The following is a 15,640-nucleotide window of genomic DNA, read 5'->3' as shown; positions in this document are numbered from 1 at the left end:
AACGGGAAACTCCTGAGCTGAACTCATGCGACTAACAGAATCCAGGCAATGGCAAAGAGTAAAAAGTACTTTGCTTAACAACAAAACCAAAGCCATTATTCGTATTATGACGAAACGTGCTCTGCGCTTAGCCGCTGCCGGTGGATTACTGCTAATCATTATTAATGTCTGGAATATTGCCAGTGTCCAGTCGCAACAGCAACTTTTCTCGCAAACTCAGTCGGTAACTCAGCTTATGATGGATCAGGCCGAGCACGAAGCGCATTATTGGCTTGAACATCAAAATACCGAGCGCTTAACTGCTCTGACCGACAATATCGCCAGCCACCCCGAAGTTATGGCGGCAACCATTCGTAACCGTTTTGGTGAACTGCTCGTGCACAGTGGCGTTAATTCATCCATTATTGACTGGCCCACTAGCGAAGACACTTCTGAGCCATGGGTACTGGTTGAAGAAATTAACCTGGAAGACAATGTGAGTGGTTATTTACAGGTCATTTTCGATAAAAATTTATTATTGAAGCAAAGCCAGACCGCCCATAACGGCCTGATGCAACAAGGTAAACTGTTACTTCTTTTGGCGATGCTGGCCGGTGTATTTATTATGCTTGGCTTTAACCGGATACGTGATCGTTACTGGCAGGTTGAGCATCATTAAACAGCTCACAACTGTTCTTCCATAAAGCTTCGCTAAGCGAGTCTTTATCAACCTTTCTCAACTCGGCTAAAACGCTCAAAACCTTTGCAATCCTTGCCGGTTCATTACGTTCTCCCTGATGTCCGCAAATAGGCATATCCGGTGAGTCTGTCTCTAGCACCAAAGCCGATAGCGGTACTTTGGCTATTGCCTGTCGCGTTTTTTGTGCCCGGGTGTAAGTAATTACTCCGCCAACACCCAGCTTATAACCGCAATCAACAAACTTCATAGCCTGCTCATAGCTGCCGCTAAAAGCGTGTATAACGCCTTGCTCTGGGCCATATTGTTTGACTAACGGATGAGTTGTCTCCAGAGTTTTACGATGATGTATAATGACTGGCAGGCGATAGCTCTTCGCTAATTTCAGTTGTTCAATAAAGAGCTCGCGCTGCAGCTCCGAATTATCGTAGGTAGCATCCAACCCTACTTCGCCCACTGCCCGTAACCGCTCATGCGGAGTATCTAAGGCTTGTTCAAGCTCTTGCAGGTGGTTCAGATTATGTTGTTGAATAAACCAGGGATGCAAGCCTAAAGCAAAGCGCCAGCTTGAAAACTGATTAACTAACTGCTGCAGCCGGGGCCATTGCTCAGCACTAACACCCGGCACCATAAAACGTCCAACTCCGGCTTCGGCAGCCGCTTCTAAAACTTGCTCCCTGTCCTCATCAAATGCCTGAAAATCAATATGGCAATGAGTGTCGTAAAGCGTATTCATAAGCTTTAGTGTTCGCGTGTATGAGTAAACTCAATATCAGGGTAACGCTCTTCTGCCAGGCTTAAGTTCACCATAGTCGGGGCAATGTAGGTCAGGTTGTCACCGCCATCTAATGCCAGATTCGCTTCTGCTTTACGACGAAACTCATCCAGTTTCTTCTCGTCTTTACTACTCACCCAGCGCGCTGTCGCGACGTTAATATTTTCGTACATGGCATCCACTTTGTATTCTGTTCTCAGGCGATGAACAACCACATCAAACTGCAGTACACCAACAGCGCCAACAATCAGGTCGTTGCTGATAAGCGGACGGAACACCTGCACGGCGCCCTCTTCAGATAACTGCACTAAGCCTTTTAATAATTGCTTCTGCTTTAGTGGATCTTTCAGGCGGATACGACGGAAAAGTTCAGGCGCAAAGTTCGGAATACCACTAAACTTGAAGTCTTCGCCGGCGGTAAAGGTATCGCCGATTTGAATAGTTCCGTGGTTATGAAGACCAATGATATCGCCTGGGTAGGCTTCTTCCACGTGCGAACGGTCACCCGCTAAAAAGGTTAATGCATCACTGATACGCACGTCTTTACCTGTACGAACCTGACACATTTTCATACCTTTCTCATACTTACCGGACACAATACGCATGAAGGCAACCCGATCTCTGTGACGCGGGTCCATATTCGCCTGAATTTTAAAAATGAAACCGGAGAAGTCTTCGCTGGTGGCACTAACGCCTTCTTGTTGATCGGTTTCCCGCCCTTGAGGTTTCGGTGCCCAGTCGACCAGACCATCCAGCATATGATCCACACCGAAGTTACCTAATGCCGTTCCGAAAAACACCGGCGTCAACTCGCCGGCAAGAAACAGCTCTTTATCAAAGGGGTTTGATGCACCATTCACTAACTCGATTTGCTCACGTAGCTCATCTGCCCAGACACCTAGCTTCTCATCTAACTCAGGGTTATCAAGACCTTTTATAATGGTCTCTTCCTGAATTCGGTGCCCCTGCCCGGTTTTATATAAAATCGTTTCATCTTTAAGAAGGTGATAAACCCCTTTAAAGTTTTTGCCGGAACCAATCGGCCAGGTAATAGGTGCGCACATAATTTTCAGAACATCTTCCACTTCATCCAGCAACTCAAGCGGGTCGCGAATGTCACGGTCAAGTTTGTTCATAAAAGTGATAATAGGAGTGTCACGTAAACGTGTCACTTCCATCAATTTAATAGTTCGGTCCTCAACACCTTTAGCCCCGTCAATAACCATTAAACAGGAGTCGACGGCGGTCAGGGTGCGATAAGTATCTTCTGAGAAGTCTTCGTGTCCGGGAGTATCTAATAGATTCACCAGGGCATTATGATAAGGGAATTGCATGACCGAGGTGGTTACAGATATGCCCCGTTCTTGCTCCATTTGCATCCAGTCTGACTTTGCATGCTGACCAGACTTCTTGCCTTTTATCGTTCCCGCTTTTTGGATCTGCTGACCATGCAGCAAGACCTTTTCAGTAATCGTGGTTTTACCGGCATCCGGGTGAGAGATAATGGCAAAGGTACGACGTTTGGCGACTTCATTCTGCAAGCTGGATTCAGACATCAACAAGACTCTTATTGGTTAAATTTAACTATATTGCTTATTTTCGCTGATCTGCTGCCGATACACAAACCATGGATTGTTATAATCTGAGATAGATACAGTACTAACGTCTAAAAGATAGCATTCCGAGCCTGTACTAAACTGCAAACTGACATGAACAACCCGAGTAACCTACACATGCAACTGACGATAAAAGCGAAAGTATTTTCTCTGGCACTTATCCCCCCGGTACTTATTGCCGTGTTCTTAACCTGGTATAACTTGTCTCAGTCGACGACTGTTGGTCAAAACGCCGTTGAAGAATTCACAACGCAAATGGAAAAAGACAGTCGAGAGGAGCTTTCTAACTATTTGGAGTTAGCATTTACTTCTATCCAGCACCTTGTAAAAGACACTTCTCTGGGCTCGTTACAGGAAAGACAAGAACGCGCAAAACAAATACTACGGCAACTACGTTTTGATGATTCTGGCGATGTGGGTTACCTCTTTGTTTATGACCGTCAGGGGGTCAGTGTTGCTCATGGCGTTAATCAAAGCCTTGAAGGTAAAAACCTGTTCGACTTTCAGGACCCTAATGGGGTTTACCTTATAAGAAAGCTCATTGAAGAAGCAGAAGGCGGTGGCGGCTTCGTCAAATATGACTGGCAGAATACTCAGCAGCAAGTGAATCCTAAACTCGGTTACGCCAAGCTACTAAACGAGTGGAACTGGGTAATAGGTACTGGCTTTTGGACAGCAGGAATGGAGCAGGAAGCCGCCAGAATTGAAAATAATGTTGATGAAGCACTAGCCGACGCCGTTTTTGAAACCATCATTGCGTCAATTATTGCATTGCTGATTATCGCCGCGCTGGCGTTGTTTGTGGTCAAAGGAATTACTAAACCACTGCGTAACGCCCTTAACGCTATGGAAAGAATTGCAAAAGGCGATGGTGATCTTACCCAGCGTCTTGATACGACCAGCAACGATGAGATGGCCGATCTTGGGCAAGCCTTTAACGATTTTGCCGACCAGGTTTCCGATATGGTAACCAATATCCGTCATTCTGCGAGCTCCGTCAGCCGCTCCACTCAAAAACTGGACAAAGTTCTGATAGACGCTCGTGAGGGAGTAACCGAGCAGCAGGCAGAAAGTGAGCAGGTGGCAACCGCGATTAACGAAATGTCGACGGCTTCTCATGAAGTCGCCCGTAGCGCCAGCGAAGCGTCGTCAGCAGCTGAACAGGCGGAAGAATTGGTGCATTCCAGTAACCACCTGCTGACCAAAGCCGTTAATGTCATTCACGGCCTGGCAGAAAAAGTCGAAAATGGCGCATCAGAAGTTGAACAGCTAAACGCGCACTCAGCAAAAATTGGCTCTGTGCTTGATGTTATTCGCGGTATTGCCGAACAGACCAACTTACTGGCGCTTAACGCGGCAATAGAGTCGGCTCGGGCAGGTGAAGCTGGTAGAGGTTTTGCCGTTGTTGCCGACGAGGTTCGCACTCTGGCAAAACGAACTCAGGACAGCACCCACGAAATTGAATCGATGATAGAGCAACTGCAGCAAGGCAGTAAAAAAGTGTCCAGCGTCATGGCCTCAATAAAAGAAGGTAGTGAAACCAGTGTCGCTGAAGCGGCGGAAGTGGAAAATGCTTTGGCGAAAGTTCTGGAGGCGGTAAACACCATTAACACGCAGAACGCACAAATTGCGACTGCAGCGGAAGAACAAACATCGGTTTCGGAAACCATAAACCAAAATATGACCGCAATTGTCGATATTGCGAAGCAAACCGCAGATGGTACTCAACAGGCCGGAGAGCATATGAAAGAGCTTAGTGACACAGCAGCACAACTCGAGAATAACGTTAAGCGGTATCGTGTTAGCTAAGCTTAATCGCCTTGCCTTCTTCCATCGCGGGTAAGTCAAATAGATGACACAGTGTTTGCCCTAAATCGGCGAAACTGTGTCGTCTTCCCCGGTTACCGGCCTGCACGTTTTGACCCGACAGTAATAAAGGAATAAATTCACGGGTATGATCGGTTCCCTGCCAGGTGGGATCACAGCCATGATCAGCGGTTAATACCAAAACATCATCCGGTTTCATTGCCGATTCAATAACAGGCAACCATTGGTCGAACGCTTCCAGTTCCCGGGCATAACCATCAATATCGCGCCGGTGTCCATATAAGGTGTCAAAATCCACTAAATTAGTAAAAATTAATGTGCTCTCCGGAGCTTTCTCCATGGCGTTTAATGTCGCACTTAAAAGCCCGTTCAGCCCCGAGGCTTTGACTGACTCGGAAACTCCCTGTCCGGCAAAAATATCCGAAATTTTACCGATAGCAATAACCTTACCGCCTTTATTCTGAAGCTTATCCAACACCGTCGGCTTAGGTGGTGAAACAGAGTAGTCTTTGCGGTTGGCTGTGCGCTCAAAGTTGTCAGCGTTGTCACCAATAAAAGGACGCGCAATAACACGACCAATATTATATGGCTCTATAAGCGCCCTAACCTTCTCGCATACCTGATATAAACGCCCCAGACCAAAATGTTTTTCGTGCGCGGCAATTTGAAACACGGAATCGGCAGAGGTATAAAAAATAGGATAACCGCTACGAATGTGCTGCTCACCTAACTGCTTTAGGATTTCAGTGCCCGAAGCATGGCAATTACCAAGATAACCGTCGAGTTCGCAGGCCTTAAGAATTTGAGCTAATAATTCATTGGGAAAGCTGTTTTCTTTATCCTGGAAATAACCCCATTCGAAGTGTACAGGAACGCCCATTAGCTCCCAGTGACCAGAGGGTGTGTCTTTTCCGGACGAGAGTTCTGCAGCACAAGCATAGGCGCCATGAGTTTCCACTTCATGAAAACCTTTGGCATAGATGCCCGTCGCTTCTTTATGAGCTTCAGCTAAGCCCAGCCGGGTCAGATTAGGTAACTGTAGGGGTTGCCCCTGCTGATACCTGTATTCAGCAATATGGCCAAAAGTATCAGCGCCTTCGTCACCAAACTTCTCAGCGTCGGGGGCTGAACCAATACCAAACGAATCTAATACCAGAACAATGGCTCTGCTCATTCAGTCTCTCCGGCTATGCGCTCATAGATAACAGAGTCGGGCTCCGGCGGGTTAGAGGAAAAACTCAAAGCTTTCAGTATGCTATCGGCAGCCTCTTGCCAGTCCGACTCGTTACTGGCATGCACTGTTGCAATGACACTCTCTGAGTCCACTTTCGATCCAATGGTCAGGATATCGGTCATACCAACGCTTAAATCCAATTTATCATCAGCTTTGCGCCGACCTCCACCTAAACAGACAACCGCCATTCCCAGTTCTCTTGTATTCACTTCCGATAAATATAGCCCATGATACTCGGCGGGAAGCTTTAACGGCTTTATCAGGTTTGCCCGAGGCAGGTACTGGTCGCTTTTCTCCAGAAAGTCGTGAGGCCCGCCCAAAGAACTGACCATTTTTTCAAAACGTTCCGCCGCCAAACCGTTTTCCAGCACGTTTTCAACCATAACCTCAGCTTTGTCAGTATTTTTAGCCAAGTTTCCTGACACCAACAACTCAGCAGATAACGCTTTTGTTACCTGATGCAGACGTTTATCTCTGCGCTTTCCCGTTAAATAATCGACGGCTAACTGAACCTCAACCGCATTACCGGCAGCTGAACCTAATGCCTGGTTCATGTCAGTAATAAGCGCCGTGGTTTCCACTCCCAATTTACGGCCGACACTCACCAGACTCTGCGCAAGCTCTTTAGACTCTCTGTAACCTGGCATGAATGCACCATTGCCGGCTTTAACGTCCATAACCAAACCATCAAGGCCTTCCGCCAGCTTTTTTGCCAGAATAGAAGCTGTAATTAACGGAATCGACTCCACTGTCGCGGTCACATCGCGCGTTGCGTAAAAGCGGCTATCAGCTGGTGCCAGACGTCCTGTTTGCCCAATAATGGCAACACCAGCCTGCTTAACCGTGTCGCGAAAGCGTTGATTATCCGGCGCGGTCTGATAGCCGGGGATGGCGTCAAATTTATCCAGCGTACCGCCAGTATGTCCCAGACCACGCCCCGAAATCATCGGAACATAGCCACCACAGGCTGCGACAATAGGACCCAGCATTAAACTAACGACGTCACCGACACCGCCGGTTGAGTGCTTATCCAATACCGGACCATTTAAATTGTCCTGTCGCCAGTCAAGAACATCGCCGGAATCTCGCATAGCAACGGTTAAAGCTGTTTTTTCCTGCGCCGACATACCGCGAAAATAAATAGCCATAGCCAACGCGGCTATTTGCCCCTCACTGACGCTGTCATCGCAAATTCCGTTAACGAACTGCTGAATATCGGTGTCAGATAAATTCACAGCGTCACGCTTTTTGCGAATAGCTTCTTGCGCCAAAAACATAAGCTTAAACCTTAACCAAAAGGCTTTGGAGATCCTGCAACAGGCTACTGGCTCCGATGCGGAAGTTATCAGCCGTAACCCAGTCTTCGCCCATAATCCGCTCGGCTAACTCAATATACTGAACCGCATCATCCAGAGTCCGGATTCCACCTGCGGCTTTAAAACCACAATCTGTTTGACTGGACTTAATGACTCCCAGCATGGCTTCAGCCGCTTTCAAAGTAGCATTTACCGATACTTTACCGGTTGAGGTTTTAATAAAGTCAGCACCATTAGCAATAGCTAACTCACTGGCCAGAACGATTTTATCGTGTTGCTGAAGTTCGCCTGATTCAATAATGACTTTTAACTGAACGGAATCACCGCATATATCCTTGCACTCTCTTACCAATTCAGCCGGAGTGCTCTCATCACCCTGCAATAAAGCCAGATAAGGCAAAACCACGTCGACCTCATGTGCTCCAGCCGCTATAGCGCGCTCAGTTTCAGCTGCCGCGCGGGCCACATTAGTACTGCCATCAGGAAAGTTAGTGACCGTAGCGACTTTGGTATCCAGCCCCTGCTCGTTGAGAAACTGGCGAGCCAATGCCACCCATTCAGGAAACACACAAACCGCAGCGACACTTTTTTTATTTATCGAGGCATGTTGGCATAAGTCTTCAATAACCTCTCGGGTATCATCGTTATTCAACGTGGTTAAATCCATAAAGGACAAAGCCTGTAGTGCCCGTACCTGTTGTGTTGATGGCATAATTACTCCATTTGGTTATTAGCTTTCCCAACGCATAACTAAAGCGTCTTCACGCCCGTCAGCGGCTGAATAATAATTGACTCTGCGCCCTACCGTATCAAATCCATTGCCTTCATATAAACGGATAGCGGCAGCATTGGAGGCACGAACTTCCAGAAACACAACGCAGTGTTTCTTTTCAGCATAGTCTAATAAGTCCTGCATGAGTTTGTAACCAAAGCCCTGTCCCTGAAAGTCAGGATCCACAGCAATGTTGTGCAACGTCAATTCATCGGCAACTAACTGACTGATAGTAAAACCAATAACCTTTGAGTCGCGCAATAGCCGCCGACAACGATATTGTTCACCATAACTTTCGCTAAATACAGACCAGGACCAGGGAGTACTATGTGCTTTTTTTTCAACCGAAAATTCAAGCTCACTGGGTCGAAAATCCTCAATGTTAAAGCTTTGCATGTGCCAGTTGCTGCCAGAGGGACTTTTTTGTTTCAACCGGAACGGAACCGTTAAGACTCTCAGTGTAATCGAAACACAAGTCTGGAGTTTTAGAGGGAGCTTTTATAGCAACCGGGCGTTGTCCGAGATACAAGCAAAGGTCATCAAGCCAACAGGGCAGAGAAACAGGCAACTCATTCTGTCCACGTAAATAGAGTGACCCCAGACGATAATAAAATACCGGTGCCGGCGCACTTTTCTTTTCCCACACGGGAATACCCATAACTTGTAATGCGGCGCGTTGTTGACTGGTCCATTCTGGGAGCATGACGATTACCGTTGAAAACAGATAAATGCAGTTTACTCAAGCTTGGGAAGGATAGCCAGTTAGAAACTGGCAGGGGCGGAGGGATTCGAACCCCCAACCATCGGTTTTGGAGACCGCTGTTCTACCAATTGGAACTACGCCCCTAACGCTTGAGCGAAGAATTATACCGACACCCAGTATTCAGACAAGCGATATTTACAGCTTCACCTACCGTTTGCAGATAAATTAAACAATTATGGCTAAGCTTCTGCGTCAAAAAGCTCCTCATGAACAATCTGCAGCATCTCATCTACCTTAAACTCATCGATTTGAAAATGCTCAAGTACGCCATCCTGAACATACTGCCATTCTTCTTCCCCGGCCAAACTGCGGGTTCTCAAATCAATTGCGTACCGTGATATCTTTAGTATTCCCAATAAGTCGAGGGTTAAACTGTCGAGTTCGCTGGAGTGATTGAAAATTGAACTGTCTTCAAACAAATAATAAATGACTTCAACAACAATTTTCGGCAACTTCCATTGTTGTGCCAGTAGCGCACCGATAGTGGTATGTGTGGTCTGGAAGAGCTCCAGCTCTTTGGCCTGAACTTGCTGCCAAGGCGTGCTTTCTGCAGCATTGAGTAAGTCGGCATAATCATCGAACTCAGCCAACATCACCGGTATTCCCGAGCTTTGAAAAAGGCCCAGCATATAAGCATGATCTCTCAACTCGGGTCGCCCGATGGCTTCAGCTATCATCACACAGGCGCTCGCAACCCACTCGTTATAACGCCAAAACTCGCTGAGATCATAGTCCGACGTCAAAGCCGACTTAAGCGCAACTGCCCGAACAATCGGAAAAACCCGACGAAAGCCAAGAGTCATGACTGCCTGCTGAATTGAATCTACCTCTCTCGCTCTACGATAGGCGGCAGAATTAACAACCTGCAAAACAGCGGACGCTATACTCATATCAGCAGAAATAGATTCAGCGATAACGGTAACATCAGGTTCACTTTTTTTGGCTTCACGACTCACAGTTAGCAAAGTTTCGGGGCGTGGTGGAATACTCACTCTTTGTAACAATCGTTTTTCTGCTGTCGTAATTTCTATCGCCATAGAGTCTCCGGGTTGAACCAATGATTTACATGAAATCTTAAAGCATGCGATTATGTCGTAACTTTTTGTCTGGTATAACACTTCAATGCGTTACTTTCGATGTATTCTTTTTAGCTGTAGTTTACTTTTCAGCGGACTAGCTCTCGCTTCAGTTGAAGTTGAGGTCTCCGGTGTTGAAGGAGACGAGTACGCCAATATTATGGCGCTATTGCAAATAGCCCGTCTGGATAAAGACAAAAGTTACGCCGACTACAGAGTTCGATATCTGCATCGACAAGCCTCTGCCGATATTAGAAAAGCACTCCGCCCATATGGATATTATCAGGTTGAAGTGAATGCTCAACTAGAAACAGTTGACGGAGGTTGGTCAGCCGCCTATCAAATTGAGCTGAATGACCCGGTACAAATTGCTAAAAATATGTGGAAAATTCAGGGCGACGCGGCTGAAGACAAGGCGTTTGAAAAAATAGCAGAGAATAATAGCCTCAAAGAAAAACAACGTTTTATTCATAGCAATTACGAACAAGTTAAGTCCAGGTTACTGTCATTAGCCAGTCAGCGCGGCTATCACGATGCTCGCTTTCTAAAACACAATGTCGAAATTGATATCGCAGCAAACACCGCTGATATAGAGGTCGTTTTTGATTCCGGAAAACGCTACCAGTACGGTCAGGTCACTTTTGAACAAGATATACTTGACGATGAATTACTCCATCGCTTTGTTCCTTTTGAGCGCGGCGAAGGCTACAGCACGCAGGAACTCAGTCAATTACAAGTGGCATTGGGAGACAGCGGATATTTCTCTCAAGTTCAGGTCAGTCCGGACTGGGGAAGCGCCGAAGAGCACACAGTACCTATCTCTGTCAGCTCCGAGCCTAACTTCAGAAACCAGTACCAATATGGTGTGGGTTACGGTACCGATACCGGGGCACGTATTAGTGCCAGTCTTAACCGCCGTTGGGTCAATACTCAGGGGCATCAACTTCGGGGAATGACGCAATTATCTGAAGTAGAGAGCCGTATTGGCGCGAATTACATTATTCCGGGCCAAAATCCGCAGTCAGATTACTACCAGATTCGGGCTGAAGCTTCCGATAAAGACAATGAAGGACAAACTAACCGACTGTACCGCTTTGGCGCATCCAGCGTTGTTGCAATGGATAAATGGCGACGCGAGTACGGGCTAAACTGGCAACGTGATGACTTCGAAATTGGTGAAAGTTCAGGAACCAGTCAGTTTTTAATTCCACAGGCTAGTTGGAACTATATGACAGCCGACGGAAGGTTGAATATCGACAAAGGCTTTCGTTTTGATGTGACTTTAAAAGCAGCAAATGAAGCATTGTTGTCCGATGCCGATATGGCCAGCGTGGAACTTGGCTTTAAAGCGGTTGTCCCTGTTACAGACAATATACGTTTTCTTGCCAGAGCCGAAGCCGGCGCTACCTATATAGATGATTTTAATCAGTTGCCTCCTTCGCTACGTTTCTTCGCTGGCGGGGACAACAGCGTGCGCGGCTACGCTTATGAACAATTAGGACCAGAAGACGATACAGGAACTATTCTAGGTGGCCGTTATTTGGCTGTTGCCAGCGCGGAAATTGATTATCGCTTTAAGGAAAATTGGCGTGTCGCTTTATTCACGGATATTGGTAATGCCATGATTGAACCTAATGAGAAACTTAAGCAAAGTGTCGGATTCGGAATACGCTGGATTTCCCCAATCGGCTCGGTTCGCCTGGATCTGGCTCAGGCAATAGATGAGCCAGATAAGCCCTGGCGCCTGCACTTTACTTTAGGCCCCGATTTATGAGCATTTATCGTTGGCTGGCCATTACAGTACTTGTTGTGGTTGTTTTAGTTCCACTACTGGCTATCAGCCTGATTGGCAGTGAAGCTGGCAGCCGCTGGATACTCACTCAAGGGCAAAAGTATTTACCGGTAGACATCCAGTACAAAGAATTTCATGGAACCCTGCTGAATGAGTTTGAGTTTGAAGATTTTCGTTTTGAGAGCGAAACTTTTTCCTATACACCGGACAAGTTAGTCATAAACTGGGCTCCTTTAGCTTTGTTCTCCGGTGTTATCCGAATAGATAATATCGAAAGCCTTGGTGGCGAAATCCGTCTTCGTGCAGCTCAGAATTCGAGTCAGGATGCTGATTCTGAATCCTCTATTGAAGACATTCAAATTGAGCTGCCTTTAGATGTCAACTTGCGGAACTTGCTGGTTGAGGAAAGCCGTTTTTTTATTTTAGAAAACCCTTCTCAGGAACTAACGATTGAAGCATCAGCCAGAATTAATGCTGATGGCCAGCTTAATATCAGACAGCTTCGTCTGGAGCACCAATACCTAACCACCGAGATTTCCGGAAAAACTAAGTTATCTTACCCTTTTAAAAGCGAGCTTGAGAATAACACCCATGTACACTCACCAGACATCCCTTCTCTTAAAGTAAAGACGGAGATAACTGGCGACATTCGGTCTCTGACAACAAATAGTGAGCTGTCCGAGGGACTTGTCGGTGCAATTACCACTAAAATCGATAACCCTTTGAACAAGCTTAGTTGGCAGTTTGACAGCAGTTGGCAAGAGAATAACCTGGCCCAGTGGCTGGCAAGTGCCGGAGCTAACCCGGTTGAATTGAGTTTAGGCGGAAATATACGCGGCGAAGGTGGACTAACACAAGCCAATATCGAGCCCGACATAACTGTCACAGTTAATCAACAGACAATGGATATTGAAGGAGCCGTTAGCTATCAAGACAACATAATAAATTTCGCACCACTCAATGTGCATTCTAAAGGCGATATCCAGGGACAGTTAACCTTGCAGGGAAACGTTTCTTCACTATCTACGACTCCGCTGATTGATGCTTCAGCAAGCTGGGAAGAAATAACCTACGAACCAAACGGTATCAGCAGCCGCGAAGGCCGTTTACAGGCCAAAGGCAAACTGGATGAACTTGCGATTAACTTAAGCAACGAACTGTCTGGCCTGCTAGAAGAAGACTTACAGCTTGTTACTCAAGCTAAACTTAAGCCTGACAGCCTAAGTATCTTAAGCCTGGAACTTACTCATAATGATGAAACTGTCAGTGGCAAAGCTGATATCAGTTGGAAAGACAATCTATCTTTAACTACGGATATTTCGGGTGAATATCAACAGCGGACGGTCAATGCAGAAGTGAAATTGCGTTTGTCAGAGCCCTACTTATTTGTTGATCAGTTCAATGCTAACTGGGGAGCGCAGTCGCTTATAGCTGAAGGGGCGCTTAGCCCTGGCAAGAAACTCGCCTGGCAAGTAACGTCTAAAGATTTAAGCGAGCTCTCTGATGTTAAAGGCGAGGTTGTAGCTACCGGTGATATTAGTGGGCAATTAAACCAACCAGAGTTTGAATTAGGCGTTAATAAATTTAACCTCAAGCACCCTGACTACAATACCGTTAGCTTAAACCAACCTATAACAGCGGGTTTTAACTATGAGGACGTCACGTTCAACACTACCCCTGTTTGTCTAAGTTACGAAGGGATAGATAACCCCTTCTGCCTTAAGTTAGAACAGCAGGACAAGGTAATAAATTTCGATGCCAATGCCAGAGAAGTTCCGCTGGACTTACTTCAGGCTCTTGTATTACCCGACGTAGCTTATAAGCTAACGGGGGCTATATCGGCAGAGGTTAGCGGTGCGTTCGATTCTGAGAATATGACGTTGCAGAAGCTTAACGGAGTTATTAACGCAGATAACAGCCAAGTGCTGGCCGGTGAAGAAAAAGTTACTTTAAATCAGCTTAACTTAACCACCAAAAACCGTGATAACGAAGGTATCGATATTGGAATGACGGTGGTAGCTGAGGAAATAGATTTTAACCTATCAGGGCAACTTACTATCGAAGAAGTAGCTCCTGACAGCCTTCTTTCCGGAAAGGTTTCATTAAATTCTAAAAGTTTAGAGTTACTGAATTTATTAGCGCCGCAAGTGGATATTGGCGATGGGAGTACACGCGCTGAACTCAATATTGCAGGCAATTTAAATGACCCAACAGCTTCGGGACAAGTTAACCTTAATGCCGACAGAATCATTGTGCTGGCCAGTGGCACATTAATTACCAAACTGAATGCGGAGCTCACCGCAGACGCAAATGTTGGCGAATTCACGGTTAACGCAAACGGAAAAGTAGGCGAAGGCGATGTCACTATTGAGGGTGAGCTCAATGCGTTTAAGCGAGCAGGCAACCTAACCATAAATGGTAAAGATCTATTAATTTTAGATACGCCAGATCTTCTCCTGGTTGCGTCACCGGATATCACTTTAGAGCTCGATAAAAATCTTGTGTTCGTCAGAGGTAATTTAGATTTACCAAAGGCTAGAATAACGCCTGTCAATTTAGACCAGTCAGTTACAGAATCCGCTGATGTTACCCTAAAAAATGAATCGAAAGACCCTCCTCTGTTTTCTATGAATACAGATATAACGGTAAGTTTAGGAGAGCAAGTTCGTGTCGAGGCTCTGGGTTTTGCCGGTAACTTAAAAGGCAAACTGCAGATTACACAACAACCCGATTCCGCTGCACGAGGTAACGGCAGTATTGGCGTCGTATCCGGTGATTACGAGATTTACGGACAAAAACTGGCTATTGAACGCGGTGATTTGCTCTTTAATGGAGGTCCTTTAGATACCCCTTCTCTGAACCTTAGAGTTACCCGAAATATCGAACAGACAGGCATAGATCAACGGCCGCCTGAGAAGATAGGAGCCCGCGTTACCGGTACAATAGACCGACCTGAATTAAGCCTTTTTTCCACTCCATCTCTTCCGGACAGTACTATCCTCTCGTATCTTTTGTTCGGGAAACCGCCGGGTAGCCAAGGAGATGCAAATAACCTTGAGCTGCAGGCCGCATTATTAGTTGGTGGTCGTAGCGCCAAATTTTTAACCGAAGGTATAAAAGACACTTTTGATTTAGATGAAGTGTCTCTGGATTCTGAAACCAGTGATGTTAATGATACCTCATTGTATATCGGTAAATACCTCTCCCCTCGTCTATATATTAAGTATGGAATAGGGTTACTCGAACCAACCTCTACTTTCATACTGCGCTACACGCTGTCTGAGAGATTGCTTTTTGAATCTACCTCCACTACTGAAGGTCAAGGTGGCGATTTAATATATACCATCGAAAACTAAACACACTTCCTCGCTTTATCACCAAATATTGTTGTGTCGTAGCCTGATGCTCCCGCATCATGAGGGGTAGTAGTTATACCCTGGATAGATTGAACAGGAGATCCACGTGGTCGGATCGGCAGGCTTTAGCCTGCCGCCTCTGCAGCTTCCCGTGGGTTAGGGAGCAAGGTCAAAATACGATGAAACGAAAGCTGAGGGCTTCTTAGAATGAAAGTCTGGACAAGGTTTCGCAGAGCTCAACCTGTTCAGCGGGGTAAAGCCAAATGGTTGGCTTTACCGGGGACCCGCTTCACCCTACTCTCAGTAGGTCACAACCAGAAATAAAAAACCCCAGCCGATTGGGCTGGGGTTATTTATTTGTAGTCTGGCGGTGACCTACTCTCGCATGGGGAGACCCCACACTACCATCGGCGCTGGTGTGTTTCACTTCTGAGTTC

12 protein-coding genes and 1 tRNA gene are annotated in these 15,640 nt (G+C 46.4%); 4 read left to right on the top strand and 9 right to left on the bottom strand.

What is annotated here, in order from left to right; translation table 11 throughout:
- Window positions 1-25 precede the first annotated feature (25 nt).
- Window positions 26-658: a YtjB family periplasmic protein gene (locus ACN0TF_RS13235; RefSeq protein ID WP_243735037.1), complete on the top strand. Its 633-nt coding sequence runs from the start codon at window positions 26-28 to the stop codon at window positions 656-658.
- Here ACN0TF_RS13235 and ACN0TF_RS13230 read toward each other — a convergent pair.
- Window positions 615-1,412: a TatD family hydrolase gene (locus ACN0TF_RS13230; protein WP_417442280.1), complete on the bottom strand. Its 798-nt coding sequence runs from the start codon at window positions 1,410-1,412 to the stop codon at window positions 615-617. The two genes, ACN0TF_RS13235 and ACN0TF_RS13230, sit on opposite strands and share 44 nt — an antisense overlap.
- A gap of 5 nt (window positions 1,413-1,417) precedes the next feature.
- The gene (gene prfC, locus ACN0TF_RS13225; protein WP_417442279.1) at window positions 1,418-3,007 is read right to left on the bottom strand and encodes a peptide chain release factor 3; all 1,590 of its coding nucleotides are present in this window, start codon (window positions 3,005-3,007) and stop codon (window positions 1,418-1,420) included.
- A gap of 177 nt (window positions 3,008-3,184) precedes the next feature.
- Here prfC and ACN0TF_RS13220 point away from each other — a divergent pair, with 177 nt between their 5' ends.
- Window positions 3,185-4,876, top strand: coding sequence for a methyl-accepting chemotaxis protein (locus tag ACN0TF_RS13220; RefSeq protein ID WP_417442278.1), 1,692 nt, complete (start codon window positions 3,185-3,187; stop codon window positions 4,874-4,876).
- On the opposite strand, the gene ACN0TF_RS13215 is transcribed toward ACN0TF_RS13220, so the two are convergent.
- From ACN0TF_RS13215 to ACN0TF_RS13185, 7 genes are all read right to left on the bottom strand, one after another.
- A complete protein-coding gene (locus ACN0TF_RS13215) occupies window positions 4,869-6,068 on the bottom strand; it encodes a phosphopentomutase (RefSeq protein WP_417442277.1) in 1,200 nt (399 codons plus the stop codon). The genes ACN0TF_RS13220 and ACN0TF_RS13215 overlap by 8 nt on opposite strands.
- Entirely contained in the window at window positions 6,065-7,405 is a 1,341-nt protein-coding gene (gene deoA / locus ACN0TF_RS13210; RefSeq protein ID WP_417442276.1) for a thymidine phosphorylase, read from the bottom strand. Before deoA ends, ACN0TF_RS13215 begins: the two co-directional genes overlap by 4 nt.
- Before the next feature lie 4 nt (window positions 7,406-7,409).
- Window positions 7,410-8,156: a deoxyribose-phosphate aldolase gene (gene deoC / locus ACN0TF_RS13205; RefSeq protein ID WP_417442275.1), complete on the bottom strand. Its 747-nt coding sequence runs from the start codon at window positions 8,154-8,156 to the stop codon at window positions 7,410-7,412.
- An 18-nt stretch (window positions 8,157-8,174) separates the two neighbouring features.
- Window positions 8,175-8,612 (bottom strand): ribosomal protein S18-alanine N-acetyltransferase, encoded by a 438-nt coding sequence (rimI, locus tag ACN0TF_RS13200; RefSeq protein WP_417442274.1) that lies wholly within the window; start codon window positions 8,610-8,612, stop codon window positions 8,175-8,177.
- Complete coding sequence (locus ACN0TF_RS13195) at window positions 8,599-8,919, bottom strand: hypothetical protein (RefSeq protein WP_417442273.1); 321 nt, start codon at window positions 8,917-8,919, stop codon at window positions 8,599-8,601. The genes rimI and ACN0TF_RS13195 overlap by 14 nt, the downstream gene beginning before the upstream one ends.
- Before the next feature lie 67 nt (window positions 8,920-8,986).
- Window positions 8,987-9,063, bottom strand: a tRNA-Trp gene (locus ACN0TF_RS13190).
- A 95-nt stretch (window positions 9,064-9,158) separates the two neighbouring features.
- Window positions 9,159-10,016, bottom strand: a complete 858-nt coding sequence (locus ACN0TF_RS13185) for an HDOD domain-containing protein (RefSeq protein ID WP_417442272.1) — start codon at window positions 10,014-10,016, stop codon at window positions 9,159-9,161.
- 85 nt (window positions 10,017-10,101) lie between these two features.
- Here ACN0TF_RS13185 and ACN0TF_RS13180 point away from each other — a divergent pair, with 85 nt between their 5' ends.
- Together ACN0TF_RS13180 and ACN0TF_RS13175 are read left to right on the top strand one after the other, a co-directional pair.
- On the top strand, window positions 10,102-11,829 hold the full coding sequence (locus ACN0TF_RS13180) for an autotransporter assembly complex protein TamA (protein WP_417442271.1): 1,728 nt from the start codon (window positions 10,102-10,104) through the stop codon (window positions 11,827-11,829).
- On the top strand, window positions 11,826-15,203 hold the full coding sequence (locus ACN0TF_RS13175; protein ID WP_417442270.1) for a translocation/assembly module TamB domain-containing protein: 3,378 nt from the start codon (window positions 11,826-11,828) through the stop codon (window positions 15,201-15,203). Before ACN0TF_RS13180 ends, ACN0TF_RS13175 begins: the two co-directional genes overlap by 4 nt.
- Window positions 15,204-15,640: the final 437 nt, after the last annotated feature.

Source organism: Idiomarina sp. (assembly GCF_048265525.1).
In the GTDB taxonomy this organism is placed as follows: domain Bacteria; phylum Pseudomonadota; class Gammaproteobacteria; order Enterobacterales; family Alteromonadaceae; genus Idiomarina.
This window is presented reverse-complemented; position numbering and strand designations above follow the sequence as displayed.

Bases quoted from the DNA above. Each gene is read 5' to 3' on its own strand.
- ACN0TF_RS13195 (WP_417442273.1), bottom strand. From the start codon at position 8,919: ATGCTCCCAGAATGGACCAGTCAACAACGCGCCGCATTACAAGTTATG.
- ACN0TF_RS13180 (WP_417442271.1), top strand. From the start codon at position 10,102: ATGCGTTACTTTCGATGTATTCTTTTTAGCTGTAGTTTACTTTTCAGC.
- ACN0TF_RS13220 (WP_417442278.1), top strand. From the start codon at position 3,185: ATGCAACTGACGATAAAAGCGAAAGTATTTTCTCTGGCACTTATCCCC.
- prfC (WP_417442279.1), bottom strand. From the start codon at position 3,007: ATGTCTGAATCCAGCTTGCAGAATGAAGTCGCCAAACGTCGTACCTTT.
- ACN0TF_RS13215 (WP_417442277.1), bottom strand. From the start codon at position 6,068: ATGAGCAGAGCCATTGTTCTGGTATTAGATTCGTTTGGTATTGGTTCA.
- rimI (WP_417442274.1), bottom strand. From the start codon at position 8,612: ATGCAAAGCTTTAACATTGAGGATTTTCGACCCAGTGAGCTTGAATTT.
- ACN0TF_RS13230 (WP_417442280.1), bottom strand. From the start codon at position 1,412: ATGAATACGCTTTACGACACTCATTGCCATATTGATTTTCAGGCATTT.
- deoA (WP_417442276.1), bottom strand. From the start codon at position 7,405: ATGTTTTTGGCGCAAGAAGCTATTCGCAAAAAGCGTGACGCTGTGAAT.
- deoC (WP_417442275.1), bottom strand. From the start codon at position 8,156: ATGCCATCAACACAACAGGTACGGGCACTACAGGCTTTGTCCTTTATG.
- ACN0TF_RS13235 (WP_243735037.1), top strand. From the start codon at position 26: ATGCGACTAACAGAATCCAGGCAATGGCAAAGAGTAAAAAGTACTTTG.
- ACN0TF_RS13175 (WP_417442270.1), top strand. From the start codon at position 11,826: ATGAGCATTTATCGTTGGCTGGCCATTACAGTACTTGTTGTGGTTGTT.
- ACN0TF_RS13185 (WP_417442272.1), bottom strand. From the start codon at position 10,016: ATGGCGATAGAAATTACGACAGCAGAAAAACGATTGTTACAAAGAGTG.